Genomic DNA, 15,324 nt, shown 5'->3' with positions numbered 1-15,324 from the left:
GAGAAAGAAATAGATGAGCGCAATTGATCCTAAGCAGGCCGAACAAGAGGAATTGGTGGCGGAGTGGTTGCGTGCTACCCCTGGTTTCTTTGAGCGCTATGCCAATCTCTTAAATGAGATTCGCCTGAAGCATCCACATGAAGATCGCGCAATTTCTTTACAAGAGCGCCAAATGACTTTGTTGCGCACGCAAAACCAAGAGCTCAATCGTCGCTTGAGTGAGATGCTTCACTTTGGCAGTCGGAATGACAAGACTCAGCAAAGCCTGGTCGCTTGGTTGTTACGCCTGATGCGTGCCAACACAAAAGCAGATGTTGAGTCTGCAGTAACCGCTGGTTTGGCGGAAGTATTTGAAGTGGAGTCAGCGCAACTCCTGTCACCAAATACGGCATTTGGCCCCTGGATAGATACGCCTCTATGTGGCTCCGCTAAAGAGCTAGCTGCAGCAAGTGTAGATTTGTTGGCAACTCAAGCGAGCATCGATCCTGAGTGGCAAAGCATGGTAGCCATTGGCTTGCCATTAGGCAAAAGTATCGGTGCAGTGCAATCACCAGCAGTACTTTTGTTGGCGAGTAAAGATGAATCCCGTTTTACTGCAGATATGGGCGCATTCTATTTGCGTCAAATTGCCGAGCTAACTGCTGCAGCGTTGGATCGTATCCAGGCTTATGAGCCAAGTACCAGCTGATATTCACCCCTTGGTGCAAGAGTATTTGCACGAGCTGCATGTATTGAGGCAGCTCTCACCGCATACGCTAAAAGCGTATCGTATGGATCTTGCTGAGTTGCAGGCACTTGCAACAGATGATGCGGTGGAGTTATTGAAAGTCACTAATGCTCATGTACGTCGTTGGGCTGGTCGTTTGCACTCAAAAGGAAAGTCTTCTCGCACCATTGCCAGAGCTCTTTCAGCTTGGCGGGGCTGGTATGACTGGTTGACCGAGAAAGATGCGCGCCGTGATGCGCAAGCAGGAAGAGTGACCGCCAATCTCATTGCTAACCCCGTTGATGATGTGAAAGCGCCAAAACGTTTGAAGTCTTTACCTAAAGCGCTTTCAGTTGAGCAGGCGCTTGCCTTGGTTAATCAAGCAGTTAAAGAGGCTGAAGAAAAGCAAGATCTAGAAACGGTGCGTGATGCCGCGATCATTGATTTACTGTATTCCTCCGGTCTGCGTTTATCAGAACTACTTGGCATTGATGTAATACAAAGTAAGGATCGTCAGCATGAGTCTGCTGGCTGGTTGGATTGGGATGCTGCGGAAGTGACGGTATTGGGTAAGGGTGGAAAACGTCGCTCAGTTCCTATTGGTGGACCAGCGATGCAATCTCTTAAGGTCTGGCGTGCGGTTCGCGATCAGCTGGAGCAAGCGGATGTATCAATCGCTTTATTTATATCAGCTACCGGGGCGCGTTTATCACCTCGGACAGTTCAAGCTCGCCTAAGAACTCTGGCAATGAGGGCGGGCCTGCCAACCCATGTGCACCCGCACATGATGCGCCATAGCTTCGCTAGCCATGTTTTGCAATCGTCCCAGGATTTGCGGGCGGTGCAGGAGATGCTGGGTCATGCCAGTATTGCTAGCACTCAGATTTACACCTCTTTGGATTTTCAGCACCTAGCGCAGGCATACGATAAAGCCCATCCTCGCGCAAAGGCTGGCAAAGCCTGAGGAACTCGGTAAGATAGAAGGCTTCCCATTTGGGGGAATGTATTTATAGATTTTGATTGGATCAATGATGGCATTAATTCCGGTAACAATTCTCACAGGCTTTTTGGGTAGCGGCAAAACAACTTTGCTCAAACATATTTTGACGGAAGAACATGGTAAAAAAATTGCCGTGATTGAAAACGAGTTCGGCGAAGAGAATATCGACAACGACATCTTAGTTCAAGACAATCAAGAAAATATTGTGCAAATGAGCAATGGTTGTATTTGTTGCACCATTCGAGGCGACTTAGTTGAAGCGCTCAATTCACTCTGGGAGCAGCGGAAAGATAAAAAGATCAGCTTTGATCGCGTAGTCATTGAGACTACTGGGGTTGCTAATCCAGGTCCCGTGGCCCAAACATTCTTTATGGACGATGATGTCGCGGATCACTACGTATTGGATGCGGTAGTTACTCTTGTAGATGCTAAACATGGCCCACAGCAACTGACCGAGCATGAAGAAGCGCAGCGCCAAGTAGGCTTTGCCGATCAAATATTTATTACTAAGACAGATTTAGTGACACCCTCTGAAGTAGATGCCTTACGCAATCGTTTGATGCACATGAACCCCCGCGCTCCAATTCAGGGAATTTCTAAAGGAGTGGTGCCTTTAGATGCTGTTTTGGATCTCAAGGGCTTTAATTTAAATGCCAAACTCGATATAGACCCTCATTTTCTAGGGCAAGACGACCATGACCACGCTAATTGTGGTCATGACCATAGTCATGATCACCACGACCACAGTACTTGCGGACACGACCATAGTCATGATCATCACGATCATTCTGGCCATACTGACCGCATCCAATCCTTCGTTTTTCGTAGTGATAAACCCTTTGATCATAAAAAATTGGAAGACTTCCTTGGGGGCATTTTGGAGGTCTTTGGAGAAAAGATGCTGCGTTACAAGGGCGTCCTATATGTGAAGGGAAGTAACCGAAAAGTGGTGTTTCAGGGCGTCCATCAGATGATGGGGAGTGATATGGCTGGTTTATGGGGTACAGAACCCAAGCAAACCCGCATGGTCTTTATTGGGATAGATTTGCCTAAAGATACCCTGCTGGCTGGGCTTGAGGGCTGTTTGGCCTAGGGAATTTCAAGTACAATCCGGCGCCACGGCCAATATTGATGAATATTGGCAAAAGTGCAGTAAAACTTTGGCAGAATGAAGTAATAATGGTTCAAACCCATGGAAAGAATGAAATGACGGTAAAAACACCAACGAAATCTACAGCTACAGCAAAGGCCCCTAGTAAGGCTGCAAGCGCTAAGGTTGTTAAGGGTGCGCCTTTAACAGAAGCTGAATTGCTCAAGATGTCCGAGAAGGACTATATGAATGCGGCTCAGTTGGATTTTTTCCGTCAAAAGCTTCAGACCTTAAAAAACGATATTTTGAAAAATGCCTCTGAGACTACAGAGCATTTACGTGAAAACATTTTGGTTCCCGATCCTGCGGATCGTGCAACGATTGAAGAAGAGCATGCTCTTGAATTACGCACGCGTGATCGTGAGCGCAAACTATTGAAAAAAGTAGAGCAGGCTTTGGCCCGTATTGAGTCTGGTGATTATGGTTGGTGCGAAGAAACTGGTGAGCCGATTGGCTTAAACCGTTTAATTGCACGCCCGACAGCCAATCTCTCTCTTGAGGCGCAAGAGCGTCGCGAACTTCGTCAAAAGTTGTTTGGCGATTAATTTACTAGATCGAATATAAAAGTAGCAATGACTAAGCAATCCCCATCTATTAGTGAGATCCCTCCTTTATTAAAGGCGGAGATTTTGGCCGAGGCTTTGCCCTATATTCGCGCTTATCACGGTAAAACCATTGTGATTAAGTACGGCGGAAATGCCATGGTGGAAGAGCGCTTGAAGGAAAGTTTTGCGCGTGATGTCATCTTGCTTAAGCTGGTCGGAATGAATCCAGTAGTAGTGCATGGTGGCGGCCCGCAAATTGATGAGGCTCTTAAGAAGATTGGTAAGACTGGCACCTTTATTCAAGGTATGCGAGTGACCGACGAAGAAACCATGGAAGTGGTCGAATGGGTTCTCGGTGGCGAAGTGCAGCAAGACATCGTGATGTTGATTAACCACTTTGGTGGTCAGGCAGTTGGCTTGACTGGTAAAGATGGTGGTTTAATTCGCGCTAAGAAGATGTTAGTTGCCGATGAAAAGAAAGCTGGCGGAACCATTGATTTAGGTTTTGTCGGTGAGATTGAAGCAATTAATCCGGCGGTAGTTAAGGCATTGCAAGACGACGCCTTTATTCCGGTGATCTCCCCAATTGGATTTAGCGAAGAGGGTCAAGCGTACAACATTAATGCTGACTTGGTAGCTGGGAAGATGGCAGAGATTTTGCATGCAGAGAAGTTGGTCATGATGACTAATATTCCTGGTGTGATGGATAAAAATGGCACGCTCTTAACAGATCTAACGGCTCGTGAAATTGATGGCCTATTTGCTGATGGCACGATTTCCGGCGGGATGTTACCAAAGATTTCTTCTGCATTGGATGCAGCAAAGAGTGGGGTGAATTCGGTTCACATTATTGATGGACGAATCGAGCACTCTTTACTGTTGGAGATTCTGACAGAGCAAGCATTTGGAACGATGATCCGCTCGCGTTAAGAATTTAACAAGAGATACATACATGCGTGATTCTTTAGATTCTTCCTCGTCAGAAATCGAAGCCACAGTTGCTGATGAGGGTAAGACACGTAAGCGTCCGCGCCCAGGTGAGCGTCGCCTGCAGATTCTGCAAGTGCTGGCAGAGATGTTGCAAAACCCCAAGGGTGAGCGCGTAACTACTGCGGCCTTGGCGGCAAAAATCCAAGTTTCAGAAGCAGCGCTTTACCGACACTTTGCTAGTAAGGCGCAAATGTTTGAGGGCTTGATTTCGTTTATTGAGCAAACTGTATTTGGTTTGATTAATCAAATTAATCAAAAAGAAGAATCTGGTCTTGCGCAAGCTCGTGGCATGTTGCAAATGCTTCTATTCTTTGCTGAAAAAAATCCCGGTATGACTCGCGTTCTTTTGGGCGATGCTTTATTGCAAGAGGATGACCGCTTGCAAGAGCGCATTACTCAAGTGCTCGATCGAGTCGAGGCATCTATAAAGCAGGCGCTACGTATTGCTCAATCTCAGGGTGGTGCGTGGGCAAATGTATCTCAAGATGAAGTCAGTATTCGCGCAGCGATGTTGATGAGTTATGTCTTGGGTCGCTGGCATCGCTTTGCTCGTAGTGGCTTTAAGAAGCTTCCAACTGAAGCATCTGATATTAGTCTTCGTATTCTTCTGTCCGAATGAGCGAGCTACATCTCTCTAGAAACACTATCCACTTTGCCGAGCCCTTGCCTTTGCAGAGTGGCGCCATTTTATCGGGCTACGATTTAGTTATTGAAACTTACGGCAAGCTCAATGCCGATAAAAGTAATGCTGTGCTGGTTTGCCATGCATTAAATGCCTCTCACCATGTAGCTGGCCCTAATCCTGATGATGCTAGCGATATTGGTTGGTGGGACAACATGATTGGACCGGGCAAGCCTGTTGATACTGATCACTTCTTTGTCATTGGCGTTAACAACTTGGGGTCTTGTTTTGGATCTACAGGCCCAATGAGCATCAATCCCGCTACTAGCAAACCTTATGGCGCAGACTTCCCGGTGATTACGGTTGAAGATTGGGTAAATACCCAAGCGCGCTTGGCTGATAAGTTAGGCATTCGCCGTTTTGCTGCTGTAATGGGCGGGAGCTTAGGCGGTATGCAGGCATTGGCTTGGTCAATTCAGTTTCCAAAGCGCCTCGGGCATTGCTTGGTAATTGCATCCACACCAAAACTGAGTGCACAGAATATTGCGTTTAATGAAGTGGCGCGTAATGCCATTTTGTCTGATCCAGATTTTCATGGCGGCAATTACTACGAGCATGGCGTAGTTCCCAAGAGCGGCCTAAAATTGGCTCGCATGGTTGGGCATATCACCTATTTATCTGACGATGATATGGCGGAAAAGTTTGGGCGCGAGCTACAAAGGCCCAATGGCGAATCTCAAGACTATCGCTTTAGCTTCGATGTCGAATTTGAGGTTGAGAGCTATTTGCGCCATCAAGGCGATAAGTTTTCCACTTACTTTGACGCCAATACCTATTTACTGATTACTAGGGCATTGGATTATTTCGACCCCTCTCGTCGTTATGGTGGCAGCTTGAACCGCGCCCTAGCCGAAGTGCAAGCCAAATTTTTAGTTGTAAGCTTTTGCACAGATTGGCGCTTCCCCCCAAACCGCAGTCGCGAGATTGTGGAGTCTTTGCTTAGCAATAAGAGTGAAGTAAGTTATGCGGAGATTGATGCACCGCATGGGCACGATGCTTTCTTATTGGATGACTCTCGGTATCACAATTTGATTCGCGCTTATTTTGAACAAATGCTAGAGGCCAAATCATGAAGCGCGCTGACTTTGCCGCAATAGCCAACTGGATTGCGCCCAATAGCGAAGTGCTGGATCTTGGTTGTGGTGACGGCAGCTTCCTAGAGTATTTGCAAAAACAAAAACCCGTTCATGCTTACGGAGTTGAAATTGATGATGCACGCGTACTTTCTTGCGTACAAAAAGGTTTGAACGTCATTCAGCAAAACCTAGAGGGTGGCCTAGCTTTATTTGAGAATAATAGCTTTGATACGGTTGTGCTCTCGCAAACATTGCAAACGATTCATGAAACTGAAAAGATCTTGCGTGAAGTGGTCCGAGTTGGCAAGGAATCCATTGTTTCCTTCCCGAATTTTGGGCATTGGTCACACCGCCTAGCCGTAGGCTTTGGTCGCATGCCAGTTTCTAAAAGCTTGCCATACCAGTGGTACAACACCCCCAATGTGCGCGTTCTCACCGTAGCCGATTTTGAAAAATTAGCCTCGAGCCTAGGATTGCGGATTTTGGACCAATGCATTTTGCATGAGGGGCGACAAGTGACTTTGATGCCGAATCTTTTTGGAAGCCTAGCGCTGTTCCGCGTTCGACGTGCTTAGTAAGCTTCAGTCCTGGGCAAAAGATTTTCGGGTTTATCTCGAATGGCCTTGCCTCCGAATGCTCTTCTTGGGCTTCTCTGCAGGCCTACCCCTACTACTAATTTTAGGAACGCTCAGTTTTTGGTTGAGAGAAGCGGGCATTGATCGCAGCACTATTGGCTACCTTACCTGGGTAGGCTTGATTTACGCTTTTAAGTGGATGTGGGCTCCTTTAGTGGATCGACTTCCCATTCCCTTGTTATCAACATTATTTGGTAGAAGGCGGAGCTGGTTGCTCTTTGCGCAGCTACTCATTGTTCTTGGGCTGGTAGGTATGGCCAGTATTGATCCTAAGGTTCAGCTCACTCCGATTGTGTGGTGCGCACTCCTCGTTGCCTTCGGCTCTGCAACCCAAGATATCGCATTAGATGCTTTTCGGATTGAGTCCGCCGATAGTGATCATCAAGCAGCCCTAGCCGCCACCTATCAAACGGGCTATCGATTGGCCTTAATTTGGTCTGGTGCCGGCGTTCTCTGGTTAGCTGCTCGCGCTGAATCTAGTGTCGCTGGCTATGATCCAGCTGCCTGGCAATTTGCCTATCTTTGTATGGCTCTCTCGATTGGTGTGGGTGTCATTACTACCTTGTTTAGTAGGGAGCCAGTGCGTGTTGAGCTTGCTAAAGCCCGCAATGCAAAAGCATGGCTGCATCAAACTTTGATTGAACCATTTGCGGACTTTATTAAGCGCTATGGCTGGCACGCTATTTTAATTTTGTCCTTAATCGCCATCTATCGGATTAGCGATGTGGTGATGGGCATTATGGCTAATCCGTTTTACGTTGATATGGGTTACACCAAAGATGAGGTTGCTGCGGTTAGCAAGGTCTTTGGTGTGGTGATGACATTGGTCGGTGCATTCGTTGGTGGCGTGCTCACTTTGCGCTTTGGGGTGATGCGCATTTTATTTCTGGGGGCAATTTTATCGGCTGTTAGCAATTTGTTATTTGCTTGGCTTGCTACACAGGGCCATGACTTGCATGGTCTGATATGGGTAATCTCCGCTGACAACCTGAGTTCCGGAATTGCAACGGCAGCGTTCATAGCGTTCCTATCTGCATTGACCAATATTCAGTATTCCGCAACGCAGTACGCATTGTTTAGCTCGATGATGCTCTTATTGCCCAAGTGGTTGGCAGGGTTCTCTGGCGTCTTTGTAAATGCTTTCGGTTATTCAAGCTTTTTCATCAGTACCGCGATTATTGGCGCGCCAGTCTTAATTCTGATTTGGCTCACCATTCACTTCAAAGTGGTCGAATTTAAAAAACACGACTCTCAGGTTGCTAAATAGACCAGTCGTAATCTACCGTGAGTGGCGCATGGTCTGAAAAGCGCTCATCCTTATAAATGGCGGTATTTTTAGCGCTAGCTGCAATCCCAGGGGTGGTGATGTGATAGTCGATGCGCCAACCTACATTTTTTGCATATGCTTGGCCACGATTACTCCACCAGGTGTAGCAGGCCTCGGTCGCTTCTGGCTCTAATTTGCGATACACATCCACATAGCCAACCTTAGTGAATAGATTGGTAAGCCAGGCACGCTCCTCTGGCAAAAATCCCGAGTTCTTGAGATTGCCTTTCCAGTTTTTGAGGTCAATCTCATTGTGGGCAATATTGACGTCTCCACACAGCACAATCTCGCGCCCTGAGTTTTTAAGCTCAACTAGATGCGGTAAGAAAGAATCTAGATAGCGATACTTAGCCTCCTGCCTTTCAGGAGAGCTTGAGCCCGAGGGCATGTATACCGAGATCACTGACAGCTTTTTGAATCTAGCCTCTACGTAGCGACCTTCAGCATCAAATTCTGGATTGCCGTAGCCATAGAGCACCTCATCGGGCTTATGTGGGGTATAGATGCCGCAACCGCTATAGCCCTTTTTTTCTGCATGATGAAAGAAGCCGTGCAGGCCATCTGGATTAAGAACGGCATCTTCCAGCTCATCCTGTTGAGCCTTGAGCTCTTGCATACAGACAAAGTCTGCCTTTTGTTTTACAACCCAAGGCAAGAAGCCTTTTTTGACCGCAGAGCGGATACCGTTGAGGTTGGCAGAAATGATGCGTAACATATAGGCCTATGAGCTCAAAAAATTCTAATCAAGATAACTTCATTCAATTTGCCCTGGAGGCAAATGTTTTGTCGTTTGGGGAGTTTAAAACTAAAGCCGGCCGCCTTTCTCCTTATTTCTTTAATGCGGGTGGATTTAATGATGGCGCCCGTTTAAGTGCGCTGGGCCGCTATTACGCTAAAGCTTTGCAAGAATCTGGTCTTGAATACGACATGCTCTATGGACCCGCCTATAAAGGGATTACCTTGGCCGCTGCCACTGCAATTGCTTTAGCAGATGCGGGTCGTAATGTGCCTTATGCCTATAACCGTAAGGAAGCCAAGGATCATGGCGAGGGCGGCTCATTGGTAGGTGCTCCGGTCAAGGGTAGGGTAGTCATCATTGATGATGTAATTTCTGCTGGGACTTCGGTCAGAGAGTCTGTGAAGTTAATCCGAGATGCTGGCGCCGAGCCAGCGGCAGTATTGATTGCGCTTGATCGTATGGAAAAGTCAGGGACTGCTACAGAGATTGGCGATAAGTCAGCGGTACAAGCGGTGGAGCAAGAATTTGGATTGCCAGTAGTAGCGATTGCAAACTTGGCAGACTTGATGGCCTTCTTAACCAACTCAAGTAATTCCGAGTTAACAACGTATTTACCTGCAGTAAAAGCTTATCGTGAGAAATACGGCATTTAATCTCAAGGGCAGGTACAGTAGCACCGCTCTTTAGATGCTTGCTTCACCTTCAAATACAGTAACTGCTGGGCCAGTCATGATGACAGGCTGTGCGACTTCATTGATCATGCCACCCCACGCAATCTGTAAATCGCCACCACGGGTATGTACTTTGACTGGTGAGCTCAGTAGGCCACGACGAATACCCGACACTACCGCAGCGCATGCACCAGTGCCGCAAGCGAGAGTCTCGCCAGCACCGCGCTCATATACCCTTAACTTGATTTCGTTGCGATTCAAAACTTGCATATAACCCGCATTTACTCGCTTTGGAAAAGCAGGATCTTTCTCGATTGATGGACCCTCTTCGAGTACCGGTGCGCTATCGACATCACCTACTACTTGTACTGCATGGGGATTACCCATCGAGACCACGCCAATCCAGCTGTCGTGCGTGGCAGGCGTGGCAATCGGTAGCGCGTAGAGCATTTCATGAAACTCTTGTTTGCTGGCCAGGCCGTCTGCATTAAATGGAATTTTGCTATGTTCAAAAATAGGAGCGCCCATATCCACTTCCACCTGGCCGTCTTCATGAGACCTTAGGGTAAGAACGGTATGCGCAACCTCTACGCGTAAAGGGTTTTTTGTTGATAAGCTTTGGTCGAGTACAAAGCGTACAAAGCAACGTGATCCATTGCCGCATTGTTCAACCTCGCCCCCATCGGAATTAAAGATGCGATAACGAAAATCAGCATCAGGGCGCGTGGCCTTTTCAACAATCAGAATTTGATCGGCACCAATACCAAACTGGCGATGAGCTAGTTTTTGCCATTGCTCCTGAGTGATGTTGCTGAGATCTTGATCAATGCCATTGAGCACAATGAAATCATTGCCGGCACCATGCATTTTAGTGAAGCGTAATGTGCGTGTGGACTTATTTAAATGCGTACTCAAAAGAATTCCAATTAGTTGTAAAGGCTGGGCTCGCCAGGCGGCCGATGTTTGAAGCGTTTGTGTACCCAATAGTACTCTGCCGGCCTTTCTCGAACAAGGTCTTCGATGTATTTGTTCAGGCGGGCAGTATCAGCCGTTACATCATCCGTTGGAAAATTCGGAAGTGGTGCGCTGATGTTGCAGGTATACCCCATACGATCAGGATTTAAAGTGGTCGTCATGAGGCAGACCTCCGCACCACTGAGTCTGGCTAAACGTGAAACTGAAGTGATCGTATTAGTTTGGATTCCAAAGAAGGGAACAAAAACAGAGTCGCGCGGCCCTAGGTCAATGTCGGGCGCAATAAAAATAAAGTTGCCCGTTTGGATTTCACGTATCAAATCTCGTAAGCGACTTTGCCGCTCAATTGATTTACCGCCAAAACGATTTCTCCATTCAATCATCTTCTGATTAAAGAAGGGGTTCTTCATATTTTGATAGAGACCTGCACCGCGTGGCCAATCATGCTGACTGGCTAAAACAGAAAGCGCCATGAAGCCACCCTCAAGCCCAACAAAGTGGGGGTTGATTAAAAGTCGTGGCTTCCGATCACCTAGCGTAATTGCAGAGTTGATGGCGACGATGTCGGTAATCTGTTTCCCGCTACCAAGCCAAATACGACTTCTCTCCATCACGCTGCGTCCAAATAATTTCCAGTGCTCTAGCGCAAGGGCCTCAATTTCGTCTTTACTCAGATTGGGAAAGCAGAGGCGCAGGTTGGTTTTTACAACCTTGGCGCGTTCATTCGGAATATGGGCTGCTAGCCAGCCAAGACCGTAGCCAACATAAATAGTGAGGCTGTAGGGTAAAAATGCAAAAAGGCGCAACAGATTAAGCGCCAGAAAATTAAATACGTTTTGTAGCCAGGCCATGTTGAATAAATTATAAATTTATTAACTAAGGGCTTGGAGGTAATTCTGCTCCGCTGGGGTGCTTATAGCGGTTATAGGCCCAGATAAATTGATTGGGCGCAAGCAAGATTGCATTTTCAATTGCGACATTGAGCTCAGCGGCTGCAATAGTAGAATCCTCGGAAAGTGGTTCCAGTCTCTTCGCCTGCATGAGCCAACCCTTACCAAGGCCTTTACGTTTGGCGGTAAACATGACGACTGGCGTGTTGTTCCGATTAGCTAGGCGTGCTGGCAGTGGCGTGGTGTAAGCGGGGCGCCCAAAGAAGGGTACCCAAACCCCTTCACCGCCGCTGGGGACTTGATCGGGAAGAATGCCAATAGCTTCTCCGCGTGTCAGCGCCCGCGTCATTTGACGCACGCCATTCAGGTTGGTGGGTACGAAATGCATATTGGGATAAGCGCGACCCTCTTCCACTACTTCGTTCAGCCATTCTTGGCGTGAGGGTCGATACAGGATGGTGGCGGGGAAGTGCTGAGCTAACACCCTGGGGATAATCTCAAAGCCACCCAGGTGGGGTGTGAGCATGACTAAGCCATGACCTTCATTAATAGCAGTCTCGACTATGTCCCAGTCTTGCACTTCAACCAGTTTGATGGCCTTAGCTGGATTTCGCCAAATCCATAGACTGTCTGAAAAGAGTTGTCCTGAAGCCGCTGCCGCGCTCCAGATTTGTAGGGGTAGATGATGGCTTTTAACAACGGCCTCGTATTGAGGGCGAAAAAGTGATCGATATTGCTTTGAGCCTAGATAGGCCAATATCCCTAAAGCAGCCCCAATCGCCTGAACTAGGAATAGGGGCAATACCGCTATTGCAGCGAGGGTTAGCTTGAGAAGGAGTTTGCGCACCCTCTCATGATATTCAATGCTGGCGCTAGGGCCAAATTTCACGTTTGACTTGATGAATAAGGTGTTTGTCGGATAGAATTCGTCTATCGCTGAGTTAAGGCAACTTGCAGGGCGATTCATAAATTCTGCTAAAGCGTCGCCGTTGTAGTTCCTGGCACGTCGAGTTGTCCCTTAGATCGTGTTAATTTTTTAAAGGAATATGCAATGGCAAATGATTACTTCTTTACCTCAGAATCTGTTTCTGAAGGTCACCCCGATAAAGTAGCAGATCAAATTTCTGATGCTATCTTGGATTCAATCCTAGCTCAGGACCCAACAGCACGTGTTGCTGCAGAAACTTTGTGTAATACCGGCTTGGTAGTTTTGGCTGGCGAGATTACTACGAACGCCAATGTGGATTACATCCAAGTAGCGCGTAATACTTTGCGTGAAATTGGTTACGACAATACTGACTATGGTATCGATTACAAAGGTTGCGCTGTATTAGTTGCTTATGACAAGCAAAGTCCTGACATTGCTCAGGGCGTAGACAAAGCGCACGATGACGGCCTAGACCAAGGCGCTGGTGACCAAGGGTTGATGTTTGGATACGCTTGCGATGAGACTACCGAACTCATGCCTTTGCCAATTCATTTGTCACACCGCTTAGTAGAGCGTCAATCTCAATTGCGCCGTGATGGCCGTTTGAACTGGTTGCGCCCAGATGCAAAGTCTCAAGTGACCTTGCGTTATGTGGATGGTAAGCCTGACTCGATCGACACTGTTGTGCTCTCGACACAACATGATGAAGAAATTTCTCTTGAGAAATTGCGCGAAGCAGTGATCGAAGAAATTATCAAACCAGTATTGCCAAAGCATTTGATCAAGGGCGCTATTAATTTCTTAGTAAACCCAACAGGTCGATTTGTTATCGGCGGCCCGCAAGGCGACTGTGGTCTGACAGGTCGTAAGATCATTGTGGATACCTACGGCGGTGCGGCTCCTCACGGTGGTGGCGCGTTCTCAGGCAAGGACCCCTCTAAGGTTGACCGTTCCGCTGCTTATGCTGGTCGTTATGTGGCGAAGAACATAGTGGCCGCAGGTTTGGCAAGCAAGTGCTTGATTCAGATCTCTTATGCGATTGGTGTGGCTAAACCAACTTCAGTGATGGTAAGCACCTTTGGCACTGGGAAGATCTCTGATGAGAAGATTGCGCAACTGGTATCCGAGCACTTTGACCTGCGTCCAAAAGGCATCGTCAAGATGTTGAACCTCTTGCGTCCGATTTATCGCAAGACCGCTGCTTATGGGCACTTTGGCCGTGAAGAACCGGAATTTACTTGGGAACAGTGCGATAAGGCGCCTGCATTGCGTGCAGCTGCTGGCTTGTAATCTGCTTTCTAAGCAGTAAATTGGCAGTTTGTTTTGTATTGAGGCGAAATATGGCGAAATTGATTACAATTTCGCCATACCTTCAAGGAGCGTTGCAAGGAATGCTGAGAACCAGTGTTTCCCCAGGCTTGAAGGGAGTGGACTCCTAGGTAATCCCAGAGTTTGCTAATTGCAACTGCGCTCGCTAACCCATGATTCAATGGCTAGCGAGTTTCTACTCCAGCATTGGATCGTATTTAGCTGGAGCATTCATGAGTACCGTTTCCGATTTAAACAACTTTGTAGCAACCCGTTGCGCTATTGCCGATATTTCTTTGGCTGACTTTGGTCGTAAAGAAATCGCGATTGCCGAAACTGAAATGCCAGGCCTTATCGCGATTCGTGATGAGTTCGCATCACAGCAGCCACTGCGTGGCGCACGTATTACTGGTTCATTACACATGACCATTCAAACCGCGGTATTGATCGAGACTCTAGAGGCCCTTGGCGCTGAAGTGCAATGGGCATCATGCAATATTTTCTCCACACAAGATCACGCTGCTGCAGCGATTGCTGCTAACGGCACACCTGTATTTGCGATCAAAGGTGAAACTCTTGAGCAGTATTGGGATTACACCCACCGCATCTTTGAGTGGGCGGATGGCGGCTTCACCAATATGATTTTGGATGACGGTGGCGATGCTACTTTGCTATTGCACCTCGGTGCCCGTGCTGAAAAAGATCAGGCTTGCTTGAATCACCCAACCAGCGAAGAAGAAACTATTTTGTTCGCAGCCATTAAAAAGAAATTGGCGCAAGACCCAACTTGGTATTCCACGCGCTTAGAAAAAGTAAAAGGCGTTACAGAAGAAACCACTACTGGCGTTCATCGCTTGTATCAAATGTTTGCAAAAGGCGATTTGAAGTTCCCAGCGATTAACGTGAACGATTCTGTTACCAAGAGTAAGTTCGACAATCTTTATGGTTGCCGCGAGTCTTTGGTTGATGCGATCAAGCGTGCTACTGATGTCATGGTTGCCGGTAAGGTTGCAGTAGTTTGTGGTTATGGCGATGTGGGCAAGGGCTCAGCTCAAGCTTTGCGCGCTTTATCTGCTCAAGTTTGGGTTACTGAAGTTGATCCTATCTGCGCATTGCAAGCGGCGATGGAAGGCTACCGTGTCGTCACAATGGACTACGCTGCAGACAAGGCGGATATCTTTGTTTCAGCAACGGGTAATTACCATGTGATTACGCATGACCATATGGCTAAGATGAAGAACCAAGCTATTGTTTGTAATATTGGCCACTTTGATAACGAGATAGATGTTGCTGGTATCGAGAAATACAAGTGGGAAGAAATTAAGCCACAAGTAGATCACGTGATTTTCCCAGCAGCTAATGGTAATCCTGAGAAGCGCATCATCATCTTGGCTAAAGGCCGTTTAGTTAACCTCGGTTGTGGAACTGGACACCCTTCTTATGTGATGAGCTCTTCATTTGCAAACCAAGTGATTGCGCAGATCGAATTGTGGAATGCAGTGGGTACAGATAAATACCCAGTTGGTGTTTACACCTTGCCTAAGCATTTGGATGAGAAGGTTGCTCGTTTGCAGCTCAAGACCTTGAATGCGGTGTTAACTGTATTGTCTGATCAGCAAGCCTCCTATATTGGTGTAACGAAGCAAGGCCCTTATAAGGCTGACCACTATCGTTATTAATCTGCTCCTTGCTATACATTGTT

General features: G+C 47.4%; 16 protein-coding genes and 1 riboswitch. Of the genes, 12 read left to right on the top strand and 4 right to left on the bottom strand.

Translation table 11 applies throughout. The features are described from left to right. The first annotated feature begins 13 nt into the window (after nt 1–13). The 9 genes from ICN42_RS01850 to ICN42_RS01810 all read left to right on the top strand — a co-directional run bounded on the left by ICN42_RS01850 (nt 14) and on the right by ICN42_RS01810 (nt 8,051). The gene (locus ICN42_RS01850; RefSeq protein WP_216250057.1) at nt 14–688 is read left to right on the top strand and encodes a DUF484 family protein; all 675 of its coding nucleotides are present in this window, start codon (nt 14–16) and stop codon (nt 686–688) included. Further along, nucleotides 669–1,670: a tyrosine recombinase XerC gene (locus ICN42_RS01845; protein ID WP_216250054.1), complete on the top strand. Its 1,002-nt coding sequence runs from the start codon at nt 669–671 to the stop codon at nt 1,668–1,670. The genes ICN42_RS01850 and ICN42_RS01845 overlap by 20 nt, the downstream gene beginning before the upstream one ends. Nucleotides 1,671–1,734: 64 nt before the next feature. Then, on the top strand, nt 1,735–2,799 hold the full coding sequence (locus ICN42_RS01840; RefSeq protein WP_216250051.1) for a GTP-binding protein: 1,065 nt from the start codon (nt 1,735–1,737) through the stop codon (nt 2,797–2,799). A 224-nt stretch (nt 2,800–3,023) separates the two neighbouring features. Then, nucleotides 3,024–3,401: an RNA polymerase-binding protein DksA gene (dksA, locus tag ICN42_RS01835; RefSeq protein WP_216252826.1), complete on the top strand. Its 378-nt coding sequence runs from the start codon at nt 3,024–3,026 to the stop codon at nt 3,399–3,401. Between the two features lie 27 nt (nt 3,402–3,428). Further along, on the top strand, nt 3,429–4,331 hold the full coding sequence (gene argB / locus ICN42_RS01830; RefSeq protein ID WP_216250046.1) for an acetylglutamate kinase: 903 nt from the start codon (nt 3,429–3,431) through the stop codon (nt 4,329–4,331). A 22-nt stretch (nt 4,332–4,353) separates the two neighbouring features. Next, complete coding sequence (gene slmA / locus ICN42_RS01825) at nt 4,354–5,010, top strand: nucleoid occlusion factor SlmA (RefSeq protein WP_216250033.1); 657 nt, start codon at nt 4,354–4,356, stop codon at nt 5,008–5,010. Beyond that, the gene (locus tag ICN42_RS01820) at nt 5,007–6,146 is read left to right on the top strand and encodes a homoserine O-acetyltransferase (protein WP_216250031.1); all 1,140 of its coding nucleotides are present in this window, start codon (nt 5,007–5,009) and stop codon (nt 6,144–6,146) included. The genes slmA and ICN42_RS01820 overlap by 4 nt, the downstream gene beginning before the upstream one ends. Then, nucleotides 6,143–6,724 carry a methionine biosynthesis protein MetW gene (metW, locus tag ICN42_RS01815; protein ID WP_216250029.1) on the top strand — a complete coding sequence of 194 codons (582 nt, stop codon included), beginning with the start codon at nt 6,143–6,145 and terminating at the stop codon, nt 6,722–6,724. The genes ICN42_RS01820 and metW overlap by 4 nt, the downstream gene beginning before the upstream one ends. Next, nucleotides 6,717–8,051 (top strand): MFS transporter, encoded by a 1,335-nt coding sequence (locus ICN42_RS01810; protein WP_370625993.1) that lies wholly within the window; start codon nt 6,717–6,719, stop codon nt 8,049–8,051. The genes metW and ICN42_RS01810 overlap by 8 nt, the downstream gene beginning before the upstream one ends. On the opposite strand, the gene ICN42_RS01805 is transcribed toward ICN42_RS01810, so the two are convergent. Continuing rightward, nucleotides 8,044–8,826: an exodeoxyribonuclease III gene (locus ICN42_RS01805; protein ID WP_216250018.1), complete on the bottom strand. Its 783-nt coding sequence runs from the start codon at nt 8,824–8,826 to the stop codon at nt 8,044–8,046. The genes ICN42_RS01810 and ICN42_RS01805 overlap by 8 nt on opposite strands. Nucleotides 8,827–8,834: 8 nt before the next feature. On the opposite strand from ICN42_RS01805, the gene pyrE reads away from it, so the two are divergent. Continuing rightward, a complete protein-coding gene (pyrE, locus tag ICN42_RS01800) occupies nt 8,835–9,503 on the top strand; it encodes an orotate phosphoribosyltransferase (protein WP_216250011.1) in 669 nt (222 codons plus the stop codon). A 30-nt stretch (nt 9,504–9,533) separates the two neighbouring features. Here pyrE and dapF read toward each other — a convergent pair whose 3' ends face one another. The 3 genes from dapF to ICN42_RS01785 are packed head-to-tail and all read right to left on the bottom strand — an operon-like array spanning nt 9,534 to nt 12,353. Continuing rightward, the gene (gene dapF, locus ICN42_RS01795; RefSeq protein WP_216252822.1) at nt 9,534–10,388 is read right to left on the bottom strand and encodes a diaminopimelate epimerase; all 855 of its coding nucleotides are present in this window, start codon (nt 10,386–10,388) and stop codon (nt 9,534–9,536) included. A 59-nt stretch (nt 10,389–10,447) separates the two neighbouring features. Then, complete coding sequence (locus tag ICN42_RS01790; RefSeq protein ID WP_216250009.1) at nt 10,448–11,347, bottom strand: lipid A biosynthesis acyltransferase; 900 nt, start codon at nt 11,345–11,347, stop codon at nt 10,448–10,450. Nucleotides 11,348–11,372: 25 nt separating this feature from the next. Continuing rightward, nucleotides 11,373–12,353: a lysophospholipid acyltransferase family protein gene (locus ICN42_RS01785; protein ID WP_216250007.1), complete on the bottom strand. Its 981-nt coding sequence runs from the start codon at nt 12,351–12,353 to the stop codon at nt 11,373–11,375. A gap of 84 nt (nt 12,354–12,437) precedes the next feature. Between ICN42_RS01785 and metK the strand changes: the two genes are divergently transcribed. Continuing rightward, the gene (gene metK / locus ICN42_RS01780; protein WP_216250005.1) at nt 12,438–13,604 is read left to right on the top strand and encodes a methionine adenosyltransferase; all 1,167 of its coding nucleotides are present in this window, start codon (nt 12,438–12,440) and stop codon (nt 13,602–13,604) included. A gap of 78 nt (nt 13,605–13,682) precedes the next feature. Further along, a riboswitch (S-adenosyl-L-homocysteine riboswitch) is annotated at nt 13,683–13,794 on the top strand. Between the two features lie 61 nt (nt 13,795–13,855). Continuing rightward, on the top strand, nt 13,856–15,301 hold the full coding sequence (gene ahcY, locus ICN42_RS01775; RefSeq protein WP_216252813.1) for an adenosylhomocysteinase: 1,446 nt from the start codon (nt 13,856–13,858) through the stop codon (nt 15,299–15,301). Nucleotides 15,302–15,324: the final 23 nt, after the last annotated feature.

The organism is Polynucleobacter sp. 71A-WALBACH (genome assembly GCF_018882365.1).
Classification (GTDB): domain Bacteria; phylum Pseudomonadota; class Gammaproteobacteria; order Burkholderiales; family Burkholderiaceae; genus Polynucleobacter.
The sequence above is the reverse complement of the archived record's forward strand: the minus strand, read 5'-3'. Positions and strand labels throughout refer to the sequence as shown.

What these genes read in the sequence shown, in the direction of transcription:
- ICN42_RS01850 (WP_216250057.1), top strand. Translation starts at nt 14, where the DNA reads ATGAGCGCAATTGATCCTAAGCAGGCCGAACAAGAGGAATTGGTGGCG.
- ICN42_RS01845 (WP_216250054.1), top strand. Translation starts at nt 669, where the DNA reads ATGAGCCAAGTACCAGCTGATATTCACCCCTTGGTGCAAGAGTATTTG.
- ICN42_RS01840 (WP_216250051.1), top strand. Translation starts at nt 1,735, where the DNA reads ATGATGGCATTAATTCCGGTAACAATTCTCACAGGCTTTTTGGGTAGC.
- dksA (WP_216252826.1), top strand. Translation starts at nt 3,024, where the DNA reads ATGTCCGAGAAGGACTATATGAATGCGGCTCAGTTGGATTTTTTCCGT.
- argB (WP_216250046.1), top strand. Translation starts at nt 3,429, where the DNA reads ATGACTAAGCAATCCCCATCTATTAGTGAGATCCCTCCTTTATTAAAG.
- slmA (WP_216250033.1), top strand. Translation starts at nt 4,354, where the DNA reads ATGCGTGATTCTTTAGATTCTTCCTCGTCAGAAATCGAAGCCACAGTT.
- ICN42_RS01820 (WP_216250031.1), top strand. Translation starts at nt 5,007, where the DNA reads ATGAGCGAGCTACATCTCTCTAGAAACACTATCCACTTTGCCGAGCCC.
- metW (WP_216250029.1), top strand. Translation starts at nt 6,143, where the DNA reads ATGAAGCGCGCTGACTTTGCCGCAATAGCCAACTGGATTGCGCCCAAT.
- ICN42_RS01805 (WP_216250018.1), bottom strand. Translation starts at nt 8,826, where the DNA reads ATGTTACGCATCATTTCTGCCAACCTCAACGGTATCCGCTCTGCGGTC.
- pyrE (WP_216250011.1), top strand. Translation starts at nt 8,835, where the DNA reads ATGAGCTCAAAAAATTCTAATCAAGATAACTTCATTCAATTTGCCCTG.
- dapF (WP_216252822.1), bottom strand. Translation starts at nt 10,388, where the DNA reads ATGCATGGTGCCGGCAATGATTTCATTGTGCTCAATGGCATTGATCAA.
- ICN42_RS01790 (WP_216250009.1), bottom strand. Translation starts at nt 11,347, where the DNA reads ATGGCCTGGCTACAAAACGTATTTAATTTTCTGGCGCTTAATCTGTTG.
- ICN42_RS01785 (WP_216250007.1), bottom strand. Translation starts at nt 12,353, where the DNA reads ATGAATCGCCCTGCAAGTTGCCTTAACTCAGCGATAGACGAATTCTAT.
- metK (WP_216250005.1), top strand. Translation starts at nt 12,438, where the DNA reads ATGGCAAATGATTACTTCTTTACCTCAGAATCTGTTTCTGAAGGTCAC.
- ahcY (WP_216252813.1), top strand. Translation starts at nt 13,856, where the DNA reads ATGAGTACCGTTTCCGATTTAAACAACTTTGTAGCAACCCGTTGCGCT.